Below are 19,581 nucleotides of genomic sequence, written 5' to 3' on the forward strand. Positions count from 1 at the left end.
CTTTATCATCCTTTTATTCCAGTATCTCCAATACCACTTATGAACCACTTTTGTGTAAACATAAATAATATTATTAATGGAACTACTATAACTGTACTTGCCGCCATAACTAACGGCCATTCTGTACCATATGCTCCACCTTCAACAAAAAACCTTCTTAATCCTTGTGATACAAGACTTAACTCAGGACTATCTGTTATTAATGACGGCCACATATAATTGTTATAACTTGAAATAAAACTAATTAGTCCAAAAGTAATAAATGCTGGTTTTGTTATAGGAAATACTATTTTCCAAATTATTTGCCAGTGGCTAGCTCCATCTACTCTTGCAGCTTCTATCAATCCCTTTGGTAATTGCATAAATGCTTGTCTTAATAAAAATATTCCAAAAATACTTACTGCATTTGATATTATTAATCCTGTATATGTATTTAATAAATTTAGCTTAGATAATATTATGTAACTAGGGACATAAGTAGCAACGGTTGGTAACATATATGTACCCATAATAACAAGGAATAAAATATTTCTTCCTTTAAATCTCATATTCACTATTGCATATGCTATCATTGCACCTGTTACTAGTTGCAAGATAACTGTTATTATAGAAACAAATAAGCTATTTCCCATATATCTTAATATTGGAGAATTAGTTAATACCTCTATGAAATTACCCCATTGAGCTACAGATGGTAAGAATTTTGATGTATCCATAATTTCTGATTTAGTTTTTAATGCACTAACTATCATCCATATAAACGGAAATACTGTAAATATACTAGCAATTATTAATAATATATTTTTATAAACTAAAATTAATAGATTTATTTTATTTTTACTTAGTACCTTTTTAGACATAGCTTATTTACCTCCCTAGTAGTTAACCCACTTCTTAGACACTATATACTGTAACAATGATAATATTACTGTAATTATTATTAATATCACTGCTACAGCAGTAGCTTGCCCCATATTAAATTGCTCAAAAGCTAATTGATAATATTGATATAATAACGTTCTTGTACTTCCTGAAGGTCCCCCCTGCGTTAATACTTGTATTTGATCATATGCTTGTAAAGCATTTATTGTTGTTATTATTACTAAGAAAAATGTTGTTGGTGATATACCTGGTAATGTAATATGTCTAAACTTTTGCCACCAATTTGCTCCATCTAATGATGCTGCTTCATATAATACATTTGGTACTTTTTCTAATGCTGATATATAAAATATCATTGCATACCCGATACTCTTCCAAACAGTTACTATAATTACTGCTAACATAGATGTTTGAGAACTATTTAACCATTCTAATGGTGCCATATTCAAAAATTCTAATACTTTATTAGCTATACCTACATTAGGATCAAAGATCCATGTCCATACTATTGAAATAGCTACAGTTGGTGTAATCCAAGGCGAGAATAATATTACCTTATAAATACCTGATCCTCTAAAATTCTTTTGTAGTAATAAAGCTAATAATAATCCTCCTATTATAGTTGGTATTATTGTTCCCAAGCTAAACTCAACAGTGTTACTTAAAGCTTGATAAAAATTAGAATCTCCTAATAAACTCTTATAATTTTCTAATCCTATAAAATTATAATCAGCCGTCATATAATCCCAGTCAGTAAAACTTATATAAATTGATTTAATAATAGGATATATCCAAAATATCACTAATGGTATCAATGCTGGTAGAATAAATAGCATTGCTGAACTTCCACATTTTATAGATCTTTTATTTAGCCTTAATAATTTACTCTTTCTGTCCTCTTCTAATATAGTATTCAATAATAAGCCCTCCCATCTTTAACAATCCTTATAATAGAGTACACAGGTAAAGTAAATATTAATATCTTGTTAATTAATGTAAATAAATTATTATGTTTATTTAACTTCTCTTTTCATCATTTCTATAATAATAATAGCTAATTTAGTAAATAATAAGCTGAGCCAAATTCCATTAACTTTAAATAGTATAGGTAATATAATCAAAGCTATAGGCGCTATTATCACTACCTCTCCATATATAATTAATAAAGCTGATTTTATATCACCATATGCATAGTATAAAGATGACTTTAGCTTAACTATTCCAATAAATAAGAAAGCTAACACTGATATAAACATACCTGATTTAAAAAACATCTGAGCTTCTGAGGATAACCCAAAAATAATAGCTATTTTTCTAATGTTAAATAATACAGCTATTGTCAATAAGATTGATAATGCAATACTTGTTTTATATGCTAATTTTTTAACTTTTTTTATACTTTCTTCTTCACCAGCACCCTTATAAAAACTTATTAAAGGCTGTATTCCTTCTCCAACTCCACTTAATAAAGATTGAACTGGAAAAACCACATAAGATATTACAGCATAGGTAGCTACAATAGTATCCCCTCCATATTTTAAACATTGCCAATTAGTCAATACTAAAACTATAGAAGGAGCTATACTAATACCAAAGGGTGACATACTAATCTTAATTATGTCTTTAATTCTCTTTAACTTAATAATTCTAATATCTTTATTTTTAAAATTTATATTTTTTCTATATAACAAAAATATAATTGAAAAAATAGCTGATACTAATTGCCCAATAATTGTAGCTAAAGCTGCACCTCCTATTCCAAACCTTAAATACACTATAAAATATATATCTAAAACCACATTGGTTATCATCCCTATAAACATACTTAACATAGCTGTAAATGCCATACTATTATTTTTTAAAATAGGAACCAAACCTACTCCTATTATTTGAGGACCACAACCATAAATCATTATTTTTGAATAATTTATAGCTTCACTTAATACTTTTCCCTCTGCTCCAAGTAAGATTAGAATATTTTTATACGAAAATCTTAATGTAACAAAAGCTACAATTATACTTAATACTAATGTTATTAAAGTATTGTATTGAGTAACTTTAGCTTCTTTCTCCTTATTCTCACCTAAATAAGTAGAGTAAATTACTGAACCTCCTGTCCCTATTCCAACTCCTAATGCTGTTATTAATGCATTAATAGGCCATGCTATATTAATAGCAGCCAAACCTATGTCTGATGTAGTTCTTCCTACTAATAGACCATCAATAATTGAATAAAACCCTGATAAAAATAAACAAATAACTGATGGTAGACAGTAATAAATAAATTTTTTTGTTATGTTTTTATTATCCATTCAACACTCCCACTTTTAGTTAAAATCAATTGATTTTATCATCTCTTTGTTAACTTCTATTAAAATTAATATTATTTTTAATTAAAATCATATAAAATTTTTATTTCTATGGCACTTAGGATCTGATGTTTTATTTGATATCTTCTCCAATAGTGCTATAATATTATTGGATATAATTAGCATGCAAACTATTAATATACAAATAAAAAAGGAGGACAGATATGGAAAATTCATTGCATTACAATTTAAGAGCTTGTCATACTAATTGTCAAAAGGCAATCATTCAACATATTAAGACAAAGACAGATTTACGACCCGGTGAGCCTAAAATTTTAGAATTTCTTGCTGAACATGAGCCATGTGAACAGAAAGAAATTGCAGCAGGATGTAATTTAGATTCTGCATCTGTGACAGGAATCCTAAGAAGGATGGAGACACGTAATCTTGTAAAAAGAGAAACAAAGAATGGAAATCGCAGGTCTCTATATGTCTCTATGACAGAATACGGAAAAGAGATGGCTGAAGATGTAGAGGATACATTTTCTTTTGTCGATCAGCGCATTGTGAAAGGTATGTCAAAGAAAGAAATTAATGAATTCGTGAGGCTGCTAGAAATTGCTAATAATAATTTAATAGATTTATTGGAGGAATAAAAAATTGATAAAGAGAATAAGTAACGACATTAAGAAAGAAAATTATATAACTAGGCTACTGGTATATTTATTAGGATTATTTATTATGACACTAGGAGTATCTATGTCAGTAAAATCAAATCTGGGTGTATCCCCAGTAAGTTCAATTCCTTATACAATTACTTGTATTACAGGGTTAGAAATGGGTAAGGCAACCATTTTATTTCATATTGTGTTGGTTTTTATGCAAATATTGATTCTCAGAAAGGCATTTAAAATCAAAAACCTTCTTCAGGTTGTTGTTGGTGTCATATTCGGCTATTTTACAACATTCTCAAATTATCTGTTTTCATTTTTGCCAACATCAAACAGTATAGTTGTTCGTCTTGTGATGATGATTGGAAGTACTATCTTGATTGCTATCGGTATTTTCTTCTATCTTCCAGCTGATATTATTCCATTAGCTGGAGAGGGAGCTATGAAAGCAATATCTGACAAAGCACATATTAATTTCAATAAAGTGAAAATCGGATTTGATATTTCTATGGTAACTATTTCGTTGGTAGCGTGTCTGGTTGTGCTTAAGACCCTTGGTTCTGTGGGCATTGGAACGATAATTGCTGCTATATTAGTTGGTTCTATTTTAGGCATTATTACAAAATTCTTTGGTGCAAAACGTGATATGTTATTACAGAGAAATGCTTAAAATATTTATTAACCGAAAGTATTGTTCTTGCATTTGCTTATAATATAAGAAAACCACATAATAAAATATAATTTAAGTTGAAGAAATTAACAGCTTTTGAATGTATAATATAGGTAGTCTGAATACCACATCGCTTTTACTGCAATGGTTTTATGTTAATTCTTGTATTTTTGAAAGCTTAACTTCTCTATCATCTTTTCTCTTCTGAAGTTTATCAAATTTGGTTTTAAATTCTTTTTAAGTAAATCCTATTGATATACCATTAATAAAAAATGGAGCTATCGCATTAACGAATAAAAATTCGTCGCGATATCCCCTTTCTTACATACAATAATAGATATGTTAATTGCTCTATTAAGACAAGTGTATAAGCATAGGTATAACGCATTATTTGCATAAAAAGTAGCATAGATTTTTTCTGCAATGTAATACGTAATTTTATATTACTTTTCTTTTTTATTTCTTACTGGAACAAATTCTGAAGTTGTATCATTAGGATCTATGTATATATAATCTCCATTACTATCCTTTCTTAATCCTAAAGAAGCCATTTTCTTCTTAGAGTTTTTATACTTACTTGTCATTTGAATCACCTTTCATTATATATTTTAATATAATTTATCTTATGTAGTTTTCTTAATTATTATGTTCCCATTATTATGTACCTTATTATGTTAATTTATAGTTTCAATAGCAATATAATATTAAATAATAGTAAGCTAAATCAACCATATTTTTGCTATATTAGGTTACTCTTTTGTAATGACTTTTCTCTTTTCTATTTATTTTCTCAATTATTTCATCAACTAATTCTGAAAATTGTTCTTTTGTATTTGGATTCCCCTCTTCTAATTTATCTGAAACTTCCTTGTAAAAATACCCTCAGTAATTCTGGTTTCTTTCCAAATACAATAATTAATCAAAAATCGGTTAGAATAAATATATGATTAATTACTTATCATAATAAAATATTAATAACACTGAGGTATTACAAATGAAAAAAATCGTGAAATTTTATTCTATTTTATTATTTACTATAATCCTTTTGTTTACTTATCCAATAAATGCTTCACCCAATACGCACCTTATACTAGATTCTGATAATTCTTATATAAAAAACACTATAGTTCCTAAATCTCTTTATGTGATTTCAGAAAACGATATGACTAATGCAGAAAAGACTATGATTGCAACACTTCAGGGAGGTATAGCTTCAAAATCTGAAACTCAGATTTATATTTTAAGTCCTAGTGAACCTGATTATGAAATATGGCTTAAAGATTTAAGAAAGAACTACAAAGTAAAATTAAATAAGGTTACTGATCCCTGGGTATTAATAGATAAATTCAAAAAATATATAGATGGATATGTTCTATACAGCACTGTAAAAGAGCCTTCAATAAATAATGCTTGTACAATGGCTTCATTACATAATTCCATTGCTGTAGATGAATCTATTGAACATACCATAAATAGTCATGGAATAAATAATTTGATAGAAGATTGCAGAAATACTGATAAATATTGGGCATTTAATAATCTTTGGAATTCTGGTTTAAATCATTCTACAGTAATCGAACTGCCTAGCGATAAATTTATGCCATTAAGAGATTATGCAATTCTCTCCAAATCATTAATATTTTACGAAGAAGATGTAAAAGATAGTTCATTTAGAGAAAAGATTTTCAGCTCTATGGATGAAGGAGGAAGAATATTAGGTTGGGGACCCGATGAACACACAAATGTATCAATTTCTTCAAAATATGGAATAGATATGATTGCCGCTGACTGGTCCTACAATCTTTCTGTATTAAGTTCATATAAATGTAGTCCTCAAAGTCAAAAGATTGATAATAATTTAAAAGAAGAAGATGGAGTCCATTATGTTACATTTATTATGTCTGATGGTGATAATATGCAATGGCTACTTGGAAGCAATTTCACCATGAAAAATTGGTTTGGCTCACCTTATAGAGGAAATTTCAATTTAGGATGGTCTATAAGCCCATCCATATATAACTTAGCCCCTACAGTTTTTGATAAATATTATCATTGTGCACATTCATCAAAATATAAAGACTATTTCGTAGTACCACCTTCTGGAAATGGATATATGTATCCCAGTAAATATCCTTATGAAAAATTAGGTGATTATACAAAAAAACTCAATGATTATATGGCTGAAGTTGATCAAAAATATGTATTAATCCTGGATGATGATGCTTTTTATAAAAAAGATTTATGGGATAAATATACTTGTAACTCTAATATATATGCATTATTATATCTTAATTATGATAAAAATAATGCTTATGACGGTAAGATAATCTGGTCAAATAATAAACCTATTATTTCCTGTCGTGATTTACTTTGGAGCGGATTAGAAGATGAAGATCAACTTATTACTAATATTAATACTAGAATAAATTATGGTTATACCAATATTAAAGATCCAAATTCCTATACATTTGTATATGTTCATGTATGGAGTAATACTATGGATAATGTTAATGATGTTATAAATAAATTAAATAAGAATTCAAAAGTAAGAATTGTATCTCCAGATACTTTTATAAAATTAATAATAAACAATGTACCCCATGTTGATACTTAAACTTATATATTTTTTTAGTGACAATTCGTCTTATATAAAAAGCTTTTATATAAAATATTATATCTATCAACTTTACCTATCTCTCATAAATTTTATTCTTATTTATTTTACAATTTAATTGCCTTATTTTAACCTAAATAAACTTTTCTTTAACTAAAATAAACCCACGAAAATCAAAATTATGATTTTCGTGGGTTTTGTGGTGGAGGCGAGGCGTGACTATTAGTACCCTCGACTATTTCTATTTAAAAACTGATTTTACATCAATTCCACCTAATAAGAAATATTTTTTATCATTTTCAAAACATATTTCTGATAAACTATTATTAGATGGTATATCGAGCTATATACATTTCAAATATTAATCTTACACTTTTAGATTCTCTTTCATTTATTACATCTTTCTTTTATATTTAGTAGTATCCTTAATAATTTGCTGAAAGCCTAGTCTTCTATCAGTAGTAGCTGACTTAGCTTTATCCTGATAAACCTTTACTATTTCATATCCCTTAGCATAACCAAATTCCTTTATGGCTCTTATTTGAGTTTCTAAGCTTTCATCCCTCTGATTATCAGAAATATACCTTATATATGCGCAAGCCTTTCTTTCTAGACAAAACTAAATTAATTTTTATCACAAAAAATCTTATCCACCTTAGCCACTTATCCCCCTAATTACTAAAAGTATATTTAACTTCTTCCTTTGGTAATTTTGAGTAATCTATTTTAAAGTCCCTTAAATACAGAGTACCTGCAATTTTCTTATAAGTTAGCTCACTATTTAAATTAATTTTAGTAGAGTTATTTAAAGCTCTCCAAAATCTTTGTGGTGAATCAGTGCCTCTTACCGAGATACCTTCACCCTCTATCCAAGACTTATATGCATCTAGTATAGCTTTCTTAGTTTCACTACTACCTTCTTCATACACAAGGACTTCATTTAAGTAAGCTTCTACTGGATTTTGTTCTTCCTTGTAATCATTAGTTACTTTTTCTATAGCTTTACTTTCGGTAAAGTTATAATCATTATTGATAAGTCTCTCTGCTCCTTCAAGACACCAATTAAGCACACCACTTAATTCAGTGCATACCTTTTCTTTTAATTTCTTATCAATATCTTCTGGTTTAAATACTCTATTAAATGGAACTATAAGAATTTTTCTATAATACTCATGAGTATTATCTAACGTATCTGGTAATGTATTTAATAAAAATATTAACTTAATTGTAGACTTATAATTGATAAATTGTTTAATTTTTCTTAAATTGTTTAAATCTTCTTAAAATGTTTATTGTATCTCCACTTATTAATGCTTTAATATTTTCATTATTAATAGCTTCCTTGTAAACTTCATTATTTTTCTTTAAAATAGAATATGTACAAAATAAAAAAGTATAAACATATAGATGAAACATGAATATTGTAAATTAGCTTATTCCACTCTATACTATACTATTAATTTTATAGATACATGTTTTAAGTTTTCATATTGTTTCATAATATCTCTCCTTTCAAACAAAATAGCCAATAGATTAACCATAAAGCCTAAGGTTAATCTACTGGCTCTAATAATTATTCATTCCGTCGAACAAATAATTGCGCTTATTAATTTATAAACTTACACTACCAAATATGTTTAAATCTATTAATTTGAAAATATAGATAAAATATAGATAAAATTTATAAAATAAATATACTATACTTATTTCAAAAGTTTACCATGAATCACTAATCTTGCATCATCAAATTCATAAGAACAAGTTGACAATGTTATTATTTTATCATCTTCACATAAATCTATTTCACTCTTAAACATAGACTTATTTTTTATTTTTTCTAATGAATCATCTTTAGAACTACTTTTCAATTGATAACCTACGGTCTGTGTTACTTCCACACCTTCATTTCCATCTGCTAATTGATTTTTATTGTATAACAATAAGCTACACTATTAGAAATCATAGCAGTTATTAATATTCCTGTTATTACTCTTTTCATTAGCTTTATCTATTTTGATTCATCATTATATTCATTTATGACTAAACCTCCCAAGATATTATTATAAAAATAAATCTATCTATAGGAGGTTTATTAATCTAGTTGTTTGTTTTGTTAAATTTACACCTTTATTCAGAATATTTTTTTATATTTAATTTTAATTATTATATTATATAAGATTTTTTAGTTGTTTTTCTTTCTATTATTTATAAATATACCTAATAGTGATGTTAATCCTAATCCTATATATCCTAATACTCCAGCATCTCCTGTTTTTGGAGCTTCATTATCTTCATTTGGCTTTATATCTGAATCGATTCCATTAGTTGATTCTTGACTCCCCTCTATTTCTGGTACTACTACAATTCCATCTGGATTTACAGTACTTCCTCCTGGTGAAGTAATACTTTCATCTGGATTCATAGTACTTTCTGTCTCCCATTTAGCATAATAAACTTGATTTAACTTATCTAAAGCAGAAGTTGTATTTCCTGTTGTTGGTTTAAATTCCCATGAAATAAATTCATATCCATCTCTTATTGGTTTTGGTGCTATTACTAACTTATCATTTATTTCTTTTTCTATAGTAGCATCATCAAGACCTTCTATTACATTTATTTTTAAATCCGAATAAACTTTTTCACCATTTTCAAATTCTCCACCATTTGCATCTAATGTTAGACCTACTGGTAAACAAAAGTCTGCTATATAATCATAATTTTTTAACTTAGAATCTTTAGTAACAATTAGTAACTCTTTAGCATCATTTGATGAGTTATTTTCAATAATCACTCCATTAGACTCAACCGTAACATTTTTTGCAAACATATATTTCATATTATTTTCTGTAACTTTATCTAAATTAAAACTAGATAAATCTAAAACAGTAATATTATCTAAATTAGCAAACATTGCCTTCATATTTGTTACTTGTGATGTATCAAAATTACTTAAATCTAAATTGTCTAATCCAGTATTACAAAACATATATGACATATCTGATACTGATGATGTTATAAACTTATCACCAAATTTTATGTTTTTTAGGTTTTCAGTATTACGGAACATTCCTTGCATATTTGCTACTTGTGACGTATCAAAGTTGCTTAAGTCCAAGCTAACTACTGCAGTATCACTAAACATATATGACATATCTATTACTTGTGATGTATCAAAGTTACTTAAATTTAAATTTACTAAAGAAGTACAATCTTTAAACATATTATTCATCTTAGTTACTTGTGACGTATTAAAACTGCTTAAATTTAAATCTTTTAAAGAATTACATCCTATAAATAGATTTGTCATACTAGTTACTTTCTCAGTATTAAAACTACTTAAATCTAAACTGATTAAAGAACTACATCCTCTAAACATATTATCCATACTAATTACTTGTTCCGTATTAAAACTGTTTAAATTTAAACTTGTTAAAGTATTACATTCATTGAACATATATCTCATATTAGTTACTTTTTCTGTACTAAAACTACTTAAATCTAAACTTGTTAAAGAGTTACAACCATCGAACATATATGATATATTAGTTACTTGCGCCGTATTAAACCTACTTAAATCTAAACTTGTTAAAGAACTACATCCTTTAAACATGCTATTCATATCTGTTGTTTGAGAAGTAGTAAATTTATCACCAAATTTTACACTTGTTAAAGAACTACATCCTTTAAACATATGAGACATATCCTTTACTGCTGAAGTATTTAGTAGGCTTAAATCTATACTTACTAAAGAACTACACCCATTAAACATACTATTCATATTAGTTATAGTAGAAGTAGTAAATGTATCACCAAATTTTACACTTATTAAAGAACTACATCCACTAAACATATTATTCATTTTAATTACTGTTGAAGAAGCATCTAATCCGCTTAAATCTACACTTTCAAGTGCTGTATAATCTTTAAATATAGATTCTGATATATTGCTAGCTACTTGTACTTTTTTTTCATTTTTTTCTTGGAATGTTAAATTAGTTATTGTAGATTTTATCCCCGAAAAACAACTCATTGTTCCTATCTTAACTTGTTTACCATTAATTTCTCCTGGTATAACAATATCTGTATTTGTACCATTGTATTTATTTAAAATTATATCCTTACTATACTCTTTATACTCCCAATTGCTTAAATCAAAAGTATCCACTGTTGTTTGTTTATTTATTTCTTGAGAAGCTACTTCTTGTTCAAGATCTTCTTTTCCAACGCTACTACTAACTACATTTACTTCCCTATCTAATTCCATTGCATTAGATAAAATAGATACATCAGATGTAACTAAGATAAGTGTTAATGCAGTAGCAGTTCCAATATTTTTTAATTGTTGCTTCTTTTTATCATTTGTTTTTCCCATTTATATATTTTCCTCCAAAATAATATATTTTTATATTAAAAAAATAAGAATTATAATTTTTCAATATAAATTCTGGCCCTACTATCAAGCTCTGTTATTTTATAATATTTCGATTTTTATTGTCAATACAACCTTTACATTATGATTATATTCCCAGTTTTCTTTTTATTTGATATAATTTCTTAAATATAACGCAAAAATATTTTTAACTCATGTTGAAATTAACAGAAAACTCTCTTTATAGTTAAGAAAATTTTTGAATAATCTTGTAAAAAGAAATTTTTATACCTAACTTTAATTTAATTATTCCAACTAAAAATAGGAAAGCACAATTAATATTAACAAGATACAAAGATGTAATACCTAGAAATGGTAGATATTCTGAATAAATGCTTAAAGTTAAAATGGAGTTTCATAATAAATTTATGCCTATAAAGTAAAAAAATCCACGACATTTCTGTCGTGGATTTTTTGGTGGAGGCGACGGGAATCGAACCCGTGTCCGAAAGCTGACACCCATAAGCATCTCCGAGCGCAGTTGATATTTTAAATTTCCCTTAGTAGACGCCTACCAACAGGCTTCTACTTCGGTAGCTTCATAAAATCCCGTTCCGCTGTCAAAGCTTTCAGCGGCTCGTTTCCCTACAAAATCGACGCCTTATCCCGGACCGTAGGCCTTCCAAGTAAGACGGCTGCTGTTAATTAAGCAGCTAAAGCGTAATTTTCGTCAATTAATTTTAATTCCCAGTTTTTTAACGCGGGTCCAGGGCCCTCGGCTCGCTTCTCATGAATCCCATACCCCCGTCGAAACCATTGCGCCCCCATGTTATAAGGACATTGACTTTAGGTATGTTCATTACGCATTCACCTTTAAAATATTCAGTTTTCATAAGACAATTATCATTGTACATCAGAGGCAAAAATTAATCAATAGTAATTTTTGCCTCCAACACTAATTTATTTCCCATTTAAAGCTTTATCCATTTTCTTATTAATATCTTCTACATCTGGTACAACTATAGGATTATCTACAACATTATATTTATCTTTTAACAATAATATTCTTTCAACACTTTCATCTATTCTGTCTTCTGTTATTTTTTCATCTAGAAAAGCATCATTAATTGCATCTATTACTTTTATAACATTATCATATTTATTACATACCATTATTATATCTGTTCCTGCTAAAATAGATTTTACTGCAGCATCACCAATATCATAATTACTAGTTATTGCATCCATCGACATATCATCAGTTATTATTACACCATCATAACCCATATACCTTCTTAAAATATCATCTACTACCATCTCTGACATTGTTGCTGGATTTTCACTATCAACCTTGGTTAGTTTGATGTTAGATACCATAACTAAATCAGCTCCTGCCTTTATTGCATCCATAAAAGGACGAAATTCTACTACCTCTAATCTTGCTAAATCATTTTCTAATACTGGTAAACCTACATATGAATCACTACTTGCATCACCATAACCTGGAAAATGCTTTATTCCTGCAATTACATTGCTTTCTTTCATACCATTCATCATAGCTATTCCTAATCTACTTACAAGTTCTTCATCGTTACCAAAAGATCTATCTCCAATAACAGTGTTTTTATCATTAGTATTAACATCTAGCACTGGTGCAAGATTAACATTAAAGCCTAAGGCTAATACTTCTTCACCTATAGCACTACCTATATTAAAGCTTGTATTCTCATTGTTCATTTTACCAATTTCTTCATTAGTCGGTATTTCCATAAGTTCAGAAGGCATTCTAGAAACTGATCCCCCTTCTTCATCTACTGTAATAAAAATAGGAATTTTATTATTTTCATTTTCTACCTTTATTTCATTATTTAATCTTACCATTTGTTGAACGTCTTCAATATTACTAATAGAATATATTACTCCACCTATTTTTTCTTCTACTATTAATGATTTTAAATCTTCATTATATTTCTTCCCACTAAACCCTGACATTATAAGTTGTCCAATTTTTTCTTCTATAGTCATCTCATCTATTATTGATCTAATTCTTTTAATTTTTTCTTCATCGGTCTCTGATTCTCTAACTATAGCCATCCTCTCACTCGAATAATTTTTACATTCTATTGCTAACCATCCACCAAACTTCATTGACATGACAACAGCGGATAAAATTGCAATAACCTTAATTATTTTTGCCATATCTCACAACTCCTTTTTATACTATTGTATATGTTTTCACTATATATATCTATTATTTTACCATATTTTATTCTAAATTAATATTTTTTTATCTTTATTTGAATTATTTTGTATTGTAATGTAAAATATAATCATAAATTGTATTTGTGGAAAGGAGCTTATTGATGCCTAAACTAAAATTCCTTGTAATTTGTATTGCTATAATCCTTAATGTACTTCTTTGTAATAAGCTTTCTACGATGATTATAAATAAAAAGTCAACACCCAATACAGAAATTGAAGAAATAAACGACACTAGTAATGATCCCTATAAAAATAGAGATTCTTTTTATTCTTTAAACGATAAATCAATAAATCGCCGTTCCTCTGAACATTTTCAAATAATATGGGGAAATGACGATAATTCAAATATTATAAATTCAGACTTTATAGAAGGTAATTTAGCTAACTTAGAAAATATGAGAAAAGTATATATAGATACTTTAGAAATGAAAGATACAGGAAAATCAATAAAAAATAAATCAGGCAAATATAAAACAAATATATACTTATCTGATACAGGACTAAAAAAAATAAAAAATAAAAATCAATACACTGGTTGTGACGATGATGGCTTTGCATATATAATAGTAAGTCCTTCGCTAATAAGAGTAGATCCTCCAAGCTGGGTATTAGCTCAAAAGTATGCCCATGCTGTTATATTGCATCAAGGTGGAGCATTAGATAATAATTGGTCTGATGCTATGGCTAATTGGCTTAGAAATCAATACCTTGGTAGTGATAAGTACTGTCATAATGATACTATATATGGACCAGCATCAAGTTTTTTTAAGTCCATTGTGTTAAACTCTAACTTAGCTTTTCCACAAGAAAAGAATGCTTATGATTCCTGGCCTTTTATTACCTATATATCAGAAAATCCTGATAACTTAGAAGGTTTAGGCATAGAATTAATACATACTATTTTAGAAAATGATGATATTACAAACCCCTTTGATGCAATAACTAAAAATACAAAAATTTCATTACAAGATGTTATAGGAAACTATAGTAAAAGAATGATCACCATGGATTTTGCTCGGCAAAACAACTACTTAACATACTTAAAAGAATTAAAGTCCGATTCCGCTAATAATGATATTATTTTTACTAATTTAGATTTGCCTAAAAATAGCTGGGTTTCTATTCCCGATGATAAAGCACCTCAGCAAGGTGGATATAATATAATACCTATTAATAATTATAATGAAAATTCATCTATAACAGTAGATTTTAAAGGAATAAAAAACAAAGATACTGATGATTGGCGAGCAACTATCGTAGCTTTTAATAAAGATAAATCTACTACATATTCTTCAACTTGGAATGATGGTGAAAACACATTAAAACTTTCTGGAAATGAAGTTGCAGTCTATTTAATTGTAGCGGCAACACCAAAAACTTTTCAGGATATATCTAAAATAGATGCTGATAAAATAACTTCTTATCCTTATAAGATAAAATTAATATCAACAGAAGATACTACAGCAGAAAATGCTGATAATTCAAAAGATAGTAATGATACTAATATCTCTAGCAATAACAATAGTTCCAATAATAGTGATAATAGTGATGATACTATAAATAATAGTGATTCAAATAATACTAATAAACCTTCAGCAACAAAAGATAAAATAAAAGTAGAAATGTATAATAAAATTAACCAGCCTGTATATAATAATATAACTCCCTGCTTTAGGATAACTAATGCAGGGAAAACATCTATTAATTTAAAAAATATTAAAATCCGTTACTATTATACAAAAGACGGAAATGAAAAGCAGGTTTTTGAATGTGATTGGTGTTCTTTTGACAGCAATTCTATCACTGCTAACTTTGGTTCCATAAATAAAGGTAATAATGCTGACTATTATTTAGATTTATCTTTTAATTCTAATGAAGTACTTAAACCTAACGGTAACATTTATCTTTATGGTAGAATTCATAAAAATAATTGGACAAACTTTAATCAAAGCAATGACTATTCCTTTAATAGTTCTTCTAACGATTATGTTGAATGGAAAAAAGTCACTGCTTATATTGATGGAACTCTTGTCTGGGGTAATGAACCTTAATATATAAAGAAAAAACGTTACAAGAGATACATCTTGCAACGTCTTTCCTTTTTTCACTCGAATGACTAAAATTTAATTTGGGATTACTTTAACTTGTTCTCGTATTCAGCTACCATTCTCTTAACCATTTCTCCACCTACGGATCCACATTGTTTAGAGCTTAAGTCTCCATTATAATCTGTGAATGGAACTCCTAATTCATTTGCTACTTCAGCTTTGAATTTTGATAATCCATTCTTTGCTTCTGGTACTAATTTTTGTGAACTTGCCATTTTGAGTCCCTCCTTTAAATTTCACCTTCCGGTGATGCAAGACTTTTTATTTCTTAACTGCCTTGCAATATTAATTTACCCCATTATATTTTTTATACACTGTGGTATCACTGGAGAGTTTTCCATAAACTTCTATAACTTAGTTATTTCTTTTCTATCACCTTTAGAATTACCTATCTTAGCACTTCTTTTTTTTAGTTCTTCTTCTACAGAAGTTATTTCTATTCCTCTATCAACCATTAATACTTCTAGATGATATAATAAATCACAAATTTCTGCTACCATATCTTCTTTACTATCACCCTTTGCAGCAATAATAACTTCTGTACATTCTTCTCCAACTTTTTTTAAAATCTTATCAGTTCCCTTATTAAAAAGATAATTAGTATATGAATTTTCTACAGGATTATCTAATCTATCTTTTACAACTTCATATAAATCATTAATAACATTACTCACAATAAACACCTCTTAAAATTTAAATAATTTTATTAAAGAAACATGTATCTGCTCCAGTATGACATGGTACTCCAACTTGATCTACCTTTATAAGTAAAGTATCATTATCACAATCTGTATACATCTCTTTTATATATTGAAAATGACCAGATGTGGCACCTTTGTTCCAAAGTTCTTTTCTACTTCTTGAATAAAACCATGTTGTTTTTGTTTCTAATGTTTTTTTATATGATTCTTCATTGACGTAAGCAAGCATTAGAACCTTATTAGTTTTATAATCAACAACAATGGCAGGAACTAATCCTTTTGAAAAATCTATATCCATAATTCCTCCTATAATCTAACTTCTATACTTCTTTCATGTAAATATTCCTTAACTTCTCCTATAGTAGCTTCTTTATAATGAAATATTGATGCTGCAAGGGCTGCATCGCAATCTGTTTCTTTAAACACTTCATAAAAACTATCTATATCACCACAACCACCTGAAGCTATAACAGGTATATTTACAACTTTTAAAACTTCATTTAAAAATTCAATATCAAAACCATCCCTAGTACCATCCTTGTCCATAGATGTTAAAAGAATTTCCCCGGCACCAAGTTTCTCAACCTTTTTAGCCCATTCTATAGCATCAATACCAGTATCTTCACGTCCACCTTTTACAAATACGTTAAATCCACCATCAGCTCTTCTCTTCCCATCAATAGCAACTACGATACATTGACTACCAAATGACTCGGCACCTTCACTAATAAGATTAGGATTTCTTACCGCCGCTGAATTAATTGACACCTTATCTGCACCAGCTCTTAAAAGATTTTTTATATCCTCTATAGAATTGACACCACCACCAACAGTAAGTGGTATAAATACTTCTCTTGAAGTTCTTTCAACAACATCAATCATTGTCTTTCTTTCTTCAAAAGATGCTGTAATATCTAAAAATACTAATTCATCTGCACCTTCAGCATTATAAACCTTAGCAATTTCTACAGGATCACCAACGTCCTTTATCCCAACAAAATTTATTCCCTTAACAACCTTGCCTTCTTTTACATCTAAACAAGGTATTATTCTTTTTGTTAACATAAACTCACCCCTTTAGAGCATCTAAAGCTTCTTTTAAATCCAAAGAGCCACTGTAAATCGCTTTTCCTGAAATAGCACCATATAGATTTAATTCATTAATTTTTAATAAATCCTCTAAATCTTTAACACCACCAGAAGCTACTATGTCCATATTTACAGCATTACTTAAAGCCTTTAGTCCTTCTATATTGGCACCTTCTAAAGTTCCATCCTTTGATATATCTGTATATATCACAGTCTTTACCCCTATTTTCTCTAACTGACGAGAAAATTCTATATAATCCATATCAGTACTCTCAAGCCATCCTTCTAAAGCTACCTTATTATCTTTAGCATCAACACCAACAGCGATTTTTTCGCCGTACTTCTCTACTGCCTTTATTAAAAATTCTTTATCTTTATAAGCAGCAGTGCCAATGATAGCTCTTGAAACTCCTAAATCAAAAATTGCTTCTAAATCTTCTAATGTTCTTATACCACCACCTAATTGCACTGGTATATTTACAGCCTCTGCAATAGCTTTTATAATATCGGAATTAATTCTCTTTCCCTCTTTTGCACCATCCAAATCAACTAAATGAATAAATTCTGCTCCTGTTTTCTCAAATTCCTTTGCTATTTCAAGAGGAATACCCATTTCCTCACACTTATCAAATCTACCTTGATAAAGCCTAACTGCCTTACCGTCTTTTATATCTATCGCTGGAAATAAAATCATCCCACCATCTCCTTAAAGTTTTTTAATAATTTAAGACCTACTTCTCCACTCTTTTCTGGATGAAATTGAGAAGCTACTATATTATCTCTACCAACTATAGCTGGAAAATCCACTTCATAGTTGCAATCCCCTAAAATATACTTTTCATCACAATTTCCATGAAAAGAATGTACAAAATAAAAATATTCACCATCATCTATACCTTTAAAGATAGGATGATCTTGCTTAATCCTAACACTATTCCATCCAATATGAGGAATCTTCTTTGAAATCTCAAACTTTGTTACCTTACCAGGAATAAGACCTAACCCTTCTGAGTATCCCATTTCCTCTGAAGAATCAAATACTAATTGCATCCCAAGACAAATCCCAAGCATAGGCTTTCCATTATTAATCTCTTCTTTTATAAGCGAATCTAACCCCATAGACTTTAAATTTTCCATAGCCTTCTTAAAAGCACCAACACCAGGAATTATAATTCCCTTGCTATTTTTAATAGTATCTTTATCATTAGTTAAAACCACATCTGCACCAATCTTCTTCATAGCCTTATAAATACTATTTATATTTCCCATACCATAATCTATGATAGCAATCATTCTAATACCCCCTTAGTAGACATTACTCCCTTAATAGTGGCATCTACAGTAAGAGCCTCCTTCATCGCCCTAGCTAAAGCTTTAAAAATCCCCTCAACAATATGGTGACTATTACTACCATACATTAAATTAACATGAAGAGTTATACCACCATTAAAAGCAAAAGCCCTTAAAAATTCCTCTAAAAGTTCAGAATCAAAATCCCCAATCATCTTCTTATCCATATCAACATTAAATACTAAAAAACTTCTACCACTAAGATCTAAAGACACCATAGCCAAAGTCTCATCCATAGGCACATAACTTGTCCCATATCTTTTAATACCATTCTTGTCCCCCATAGCCTCCTTAAAAGCCTTACCAAGAACAATTCCAATATCCTCAACAGTATGATGACCATCAACATATAAATCACCATCACAACTTATATCTAAATCAAAACCACCATGCTTTTTAAATAAAATAAGCATATGATCTAAAAAACCAATCCCAGTTTTAACAGTTCCCTCACCAGAACCATCTATATTAAGCTTTAACTTTATCTTCGTCTCTAAAGTATCTCTATTTATATTACTTGACCTCATAATGACCCCCTCTTCTCAGTGCACTGATT

General features: G+C 28.6%; 20 protein-coding genes and 1 other RNA gene. 4 read left to right on the forward strand and 17 right to left on the reverse strand.

Going from position 1 to position 19,581, the window contains the following annotated elements; genetic code table 11:
* Window positions 1-5: 5 nt before the first annotated feature.
* The 3 genes from CM240_RS08810 to CM240_RS08820 all read right to left on the reverse strand — a co-directional run bounded on the left by CM240_RS08810 (window position 6) and on the right by CM240_RS08820 (window position 3,194).
* On the reverse strand, window positions 6-860 hold the full coding sequence (locus tag CM240_RS08810; RefSeq protein WP_044038477.1) for a carbohydrate ABC transporter permease: 855 nt from the start codon (window positions 858-860) through the stop codon (window positions 6-8).
* 15 nt (window positions 861-875) lie between these two features.
* Window positions 876-1,718 carry a carbohydrate ABC transporter permease gene (locus CM240_RS08815; RefSeq protein WP_051483847.1) on the reverse strand — a complete coding sequence of 281 codons (843 nt, stop codon included), beginning with the start codon at window positions 1,716-1,718 and terminating at the stop codon, window positions 876-878.
* Window positions 1,719-1,895: 177 nt separating this feature from the next.
* Entirely contained in the window at window positions 1,896-3,194 is a 1,299-nt protein-coding gene (locus tag CM240_RS08820) for an MATE family efflux transporter (protein WP_044038479.1), read from the reverse strand.
* A 221-nt stretch (window positions 3,195-3,415) separates the two neighbouring features.
* Between CM240_RS08820 and CM240_RS08825 the strand changes: the two genes are divergently transcribed.
* Together CM240_RS08825 and CM240_RS08830 are read left to right on the forward strand one after the other, a co-directional pair.
* The gene (locus tag CM240_RS08825) at window positions 3,416-3,847 is read left to right on the forward strand and encodes a MarR family winged helix-turn-helix transcriptional regulator (protein WP_051483775.1); all 432 of its coding nucleotides are present in this window, start codon (window positions 3,416-3,418) and stop codon (window positions 3,845-3,847) included.
* A 4-nt stretch (window positions 3,848-3,851) separates the two neighbouring features.
* Window positions 3,852-4,532, forward strand: a complete 681-nt coding sequence (locus tag CM240_RS08830) for a YczE/YyaS/YitT family protein (protein WP_278246566.1) — start codon at window positions 3,852-3,854, stop codon at window positions 4,530-4,532.
* Between the two features lie 443 nt (window positions 4,533-4,975).
* Here CM240_RS08830 and CM240_RS17785 read toward each other — a convergent pair whose 3' ends face one another.
* Window positions 4,976-5,116, reverse strand: coding sequence for a hypothetical protein (locus CM240_RS17785; RefSeq protein ID WP_173400233.1), 141 nt, complete (start codon window positions 5,114-5,116; stop codon window positions 4,976-4,978).
* Window positions 5,117-5,526: 410 nt separating this feature from the next.
* On the opposite strand from CM240_RS17785, the gene CM240_RS08835 reads away from it, so the two are divergent.
* Entirely contained in the window at window positions 5,527-7,146 is a 1,620-nt protein-coding gene (locus CM240_RS08835) for a GxGYxYP domain-containing protein (protein WP_044038480.1), read from the forward strand.
* A gap of 394 nt (window positions 7,147-7,540) precedes the next feature.
* On the opposite strand, the gene CM240_RS17235 is transcribed toward CM240_RS08835, so the two are convergent.
* The 6 genes from CM240_RS17235 to CM240_RS08855 all read right to left on the reverse strand — a co-directional run bounded on the left by CM240_RS17235 (window position 7,541) and on the right by CM240_RS08855 (window position 13,714).
* On the reverse strand, window positions 7,541-7,735 hold the full coding sequence (locus CM240_RS17235) for a recombinase family protein (RefSeq protein WP_278246583.1): 195 nt from the start codon (window positions 7,733-7,735) through the stop codon (window positions 7,541-7,543).
* An 82-nt stretch (window positions 7,736-7,817) separates the two neighbouring features.
* Window positions 7,818-8,216, reverse strand: coding sequence for a hypothetical protein (locus CM240_RS08840; RefSeq protein WP_044038483.1), 399 nt, complete (start codon window positions 8,214-8,216; stop codon window positions 7,818-7,820).
* Window positions 8,217-8,849: 633 nt separating this feature from the next.
* Entirely contained in the window at window positions 8,850-9,086 is a 237-nt protein-coding gene (locus CM240_RS18150) for a sortase family protein (protein WP_044038485.1), read from the reverse strand.
* 242 nt (window positions 9,087-9,328) lie between these two features.
* Window positions 9,329-11,518 (reverse strand): BspA family leucine-rich repeat surface protein, encoded by a 2,190-nt coding sequence (locus tag CM240_RS16895; RefSeq protein WP_051483776.1) that lies wholly within the window; start codon window positions 11,516-11,518, stop codon window positions 9,329-9,331.
* 472 nt (window positions 11,519-11,990) lie between these two features.
* Window positions 11,991-12,341, reverse strand: a transfer-messenger RNA (tmRNA) gene (gene ssrA / locus CM240_RS17105).
* A gap of 134 nt (window positions 12,342-12,475) precedes the next feature.
* Window positions 12,476-13,714 carry a glycoside hydrolase family 3 protein gene (locus CM240_RS08855; RefSeq protein WP_044038488.1) on the reverse strand — a complete coding sequence of 413 codons (1,239 nt, stop codon included), beginning with the start codon at window positions 13,712-13,714 and terminating at the stop codon, window positions 12,476-12,478.
* Between the two features lie 164 nt (window positions 13,715-13,878).
* Here CM240_RS08855 and CM240_RS08860 point away from each other — a divergent pair, with 164 nt between their 5' ends.
* The gene (locus CM240_RS08860; RefSeq protein WP_051483777.1) at window positions 13,879-15,828 is read left to right on the forward strand and encodes a DUF6055 domain-containing protein; all 1,950 of its coding nucleotides are present in this window, start codon (window positions 13,879-13,881) and stop codon (window positions 15,826-15,828) included.
* 83 nt (window positions 15,829-15,911) lie between these two features.
* On the opposite strand, the gene CM240_RS08865 is transcribed toward CM240_RS08860, so the two are convergent.
* The 7 genes from CM240_RS08865 to hisB all read right to left on the reverse strand — a co-directional run bounded on the left by CM240_RS08865 (window position 15,912) and on the right by hisB (window position 19,552).
* Entirely contained in the window at window positions 15,912-16,100 is a 189-nt protein-coding gene (locus CM240_RS08865; protein ID WP_044038490.1) for an alpha/beta-type small acid-soluble spore protein, read from the reverse strand.
* A 132-nt stretch (window positions 16,101-16,232) separates the two neighbouring features.
* Entirely contained in the window at window positions 16,233-16,559 is a 327-nt protein-coding gene (gene hisE / locus CM240_RS08870) for a phosphoribosyl-ATP diphosphatase (protein ID WP_044038492.1), read from the reverse strand.
* A gap of 19 nt (window positions 16,560-16,578) precedes the next feature.
* The gene (gene hisI, locus CM240_RS08875; protein WP_044038494.1) at window positions 16,579-16,884 is read right to left on the reverse strand and encodes a phosphoribosyl-AMP cyclohydrolase; all 306 of its coding nucleotides are present in this window, start codon (window positions 16,882-16,884) and stop codon (window positions 16,579-16,581) included.
* Between the two features lie 8 nt (window positions 16,885-16,892).
* On the reverse strand, window positions 16,893-17,651 hold the full coding sequence (gene hisF / locus CM240_RS08880; RefSeq protein ID WP_044038496.1) for an imidazole glycerol phosphate synthase subunit HisF: 759 nt from the start codon (window positions 17,649-17,651) through the stop codon (window positions 16,893-16,895).
* Between the two features lie 4 nt (window positions 17,652-17,655).
* Entirely contained in the window at window positions 17,656-18,369 is a 714-nt protein-coding gene (hisA, locus tag CM240_RS08885; protein WP_044038498.1) for a 1-(5-phosphoribosyl)-5-[(5-phosphoribosylamino)methylideneamino]imidazole-4-carboxamide isomerase, read from the reverse strand.
* Complete coding sequence (gene hisH / locus CM240_RS08890; protein WP_044038500.1) at window positions 18,366-18,968, reverse strand: imidazole glycerol phosphate synthase subunit HisH; 603 nt, start codon at window positions 18,966-18,968, stop codon at window positions 18,366-18,368. The genes hisA and hisH overlap by 4 nt, the downstream gene beginning before the upstream one ends.
* Complete coding sequence (gene hisB / locus CM240_RS08895) at window positions 18,965-19,552, reverse strand: imidazoleglycerol-phosphate dehydratase HisB (RefSeq protein WP_044038502.1); 588 nt, start codon at window positions 19,550-19,552, stop codon at window positions 18,965-18,967. The genes hisH and hisB overlap by 4 nt, the downstream gene beginning before the upstream one ends.
* Between the last annotated feature and the right edge of the window lie 29 nt (window positions 19,553-19,581).

The sequence above is a fragment of the Clostridium bornimense genome (assembly GCF_000577895.1).
In the GTDB taxonomy this organism is placed as follows: domain Bacteria; phylum Bacillota; class Clostridia; order Clostridiales; family Clostridiaceae; genus Clostridium_AN; species Clostridium_AN bornimense.

What these genes read in the sequence shown, in the direction of transcription:
- CM240_RS08810 (WP_044038477.1), bottom strand. Translation starts at nt 860, where the DNA reads ATGTCTAAAAAGGTACTAAGTAAAAATAAAATAAATCTATTAATTTTA.
- CM240_RS08815 (WP_051483847.1), bottom strand. Translation starts at nt 1,718, where the DNA reads ATGCTATTTATTCTACCAGCATTGATACCATTAGTGATATTTTGGATA.
- CM240_RS08820 (WP_044038479.1), bottom strand. Translation starts at nt 3,194, where the DNA reads ATGGATAATAAAAACATAACAAAAAAATTTATTTATTACTGTCTACCA.
- CM240_RS08825 (WP_051483775.1), top strand. Translation starts at nt 3,416, where the DNA reads ATGGAAAATTCATTGCATTACAATTTAAGAGCTTGTCATACTAATTGT.
- CM240_RS17785 (WP_173400233.1), bottom strand. Translation starts at nt 5,116, where the DNA reads ATGACAAGTAAGTATAAAAACTCTAAGAAGAAAATGGCTTCTTTAGGA.
- CM240_RS08835 (WP_044038480.1), top strand. Translation starts at nt 5,527, where the DNA reads ATGAAAAAAATCGTGAAATTTTATTCTATTTTATTATTTACTATAATC.
- CM240_RS16895 (WP_051483776.1), bottom strand. Translation starts at nt 11,518, where the DNA reads ATGGGAAAAACAAATGATAAAAAGAAGCAACAATTAAAAAATATTGGA.
- CM240_RS08855 (WP_044038488.1), bottom strand. Translation starts at nt 13,714, where the DNA reads ATGGCAAAAATAATTAAGGTTATTGCAATTTTATCCGCTGTTGTCATG.
- CM240_RS08860 (WP_051483777.1), top strand. Translation starts at nt 13,879, where the DNA reads ATGCCTAAACTAAAATTCCTTGTAATTTGTATTGCTATAATCCTTAAT.
- CM240_RS08865 (WP_044038490.1), bottom strand. Translation starts at nt 16,100, where the DNA reads ATGGCAAGTTCACAAAAATTAGTACCAGAAGCAAAGAATGGATTATCA.
- hisI (WP_044038494.1), bottom strand. Translation starts at nt 16,884, where the DNA reads ATGGATATAGATTTTTCAAAAGGATTAGTTCCTGCCATTGTTGTTGAT.
- hisF (WP_044038496.1), bottom strand. Translation starts at nt 17,651, where the DNA reads ATGTTAACAAAAAGAATAATACCTTGTTTAGATGTAAAAGAAGGCAAG.
- hisA (WP_044038498.1), bottom strand. Translation starts at nt 18,369, where the DNA reads ATGATTTTATTTCCAGCGATAGATATAAAAGACGGTAAGGCAGTTAGG.
- hisH (WP_044038500.1), bottom strand. Translation starts at nt 18,968, where the DNA reads ATGATTGCTATCATAGATTATGGTATGGGAAATATAAATAGTATTTAT.
- hisB (WP_044038502.1), bottom strand. Translation starts at nt 19,552, where the DNA reads ATGAGGTCAAGTAATATAAATAGAGATACTTTAGAGACGAAGATAAAG.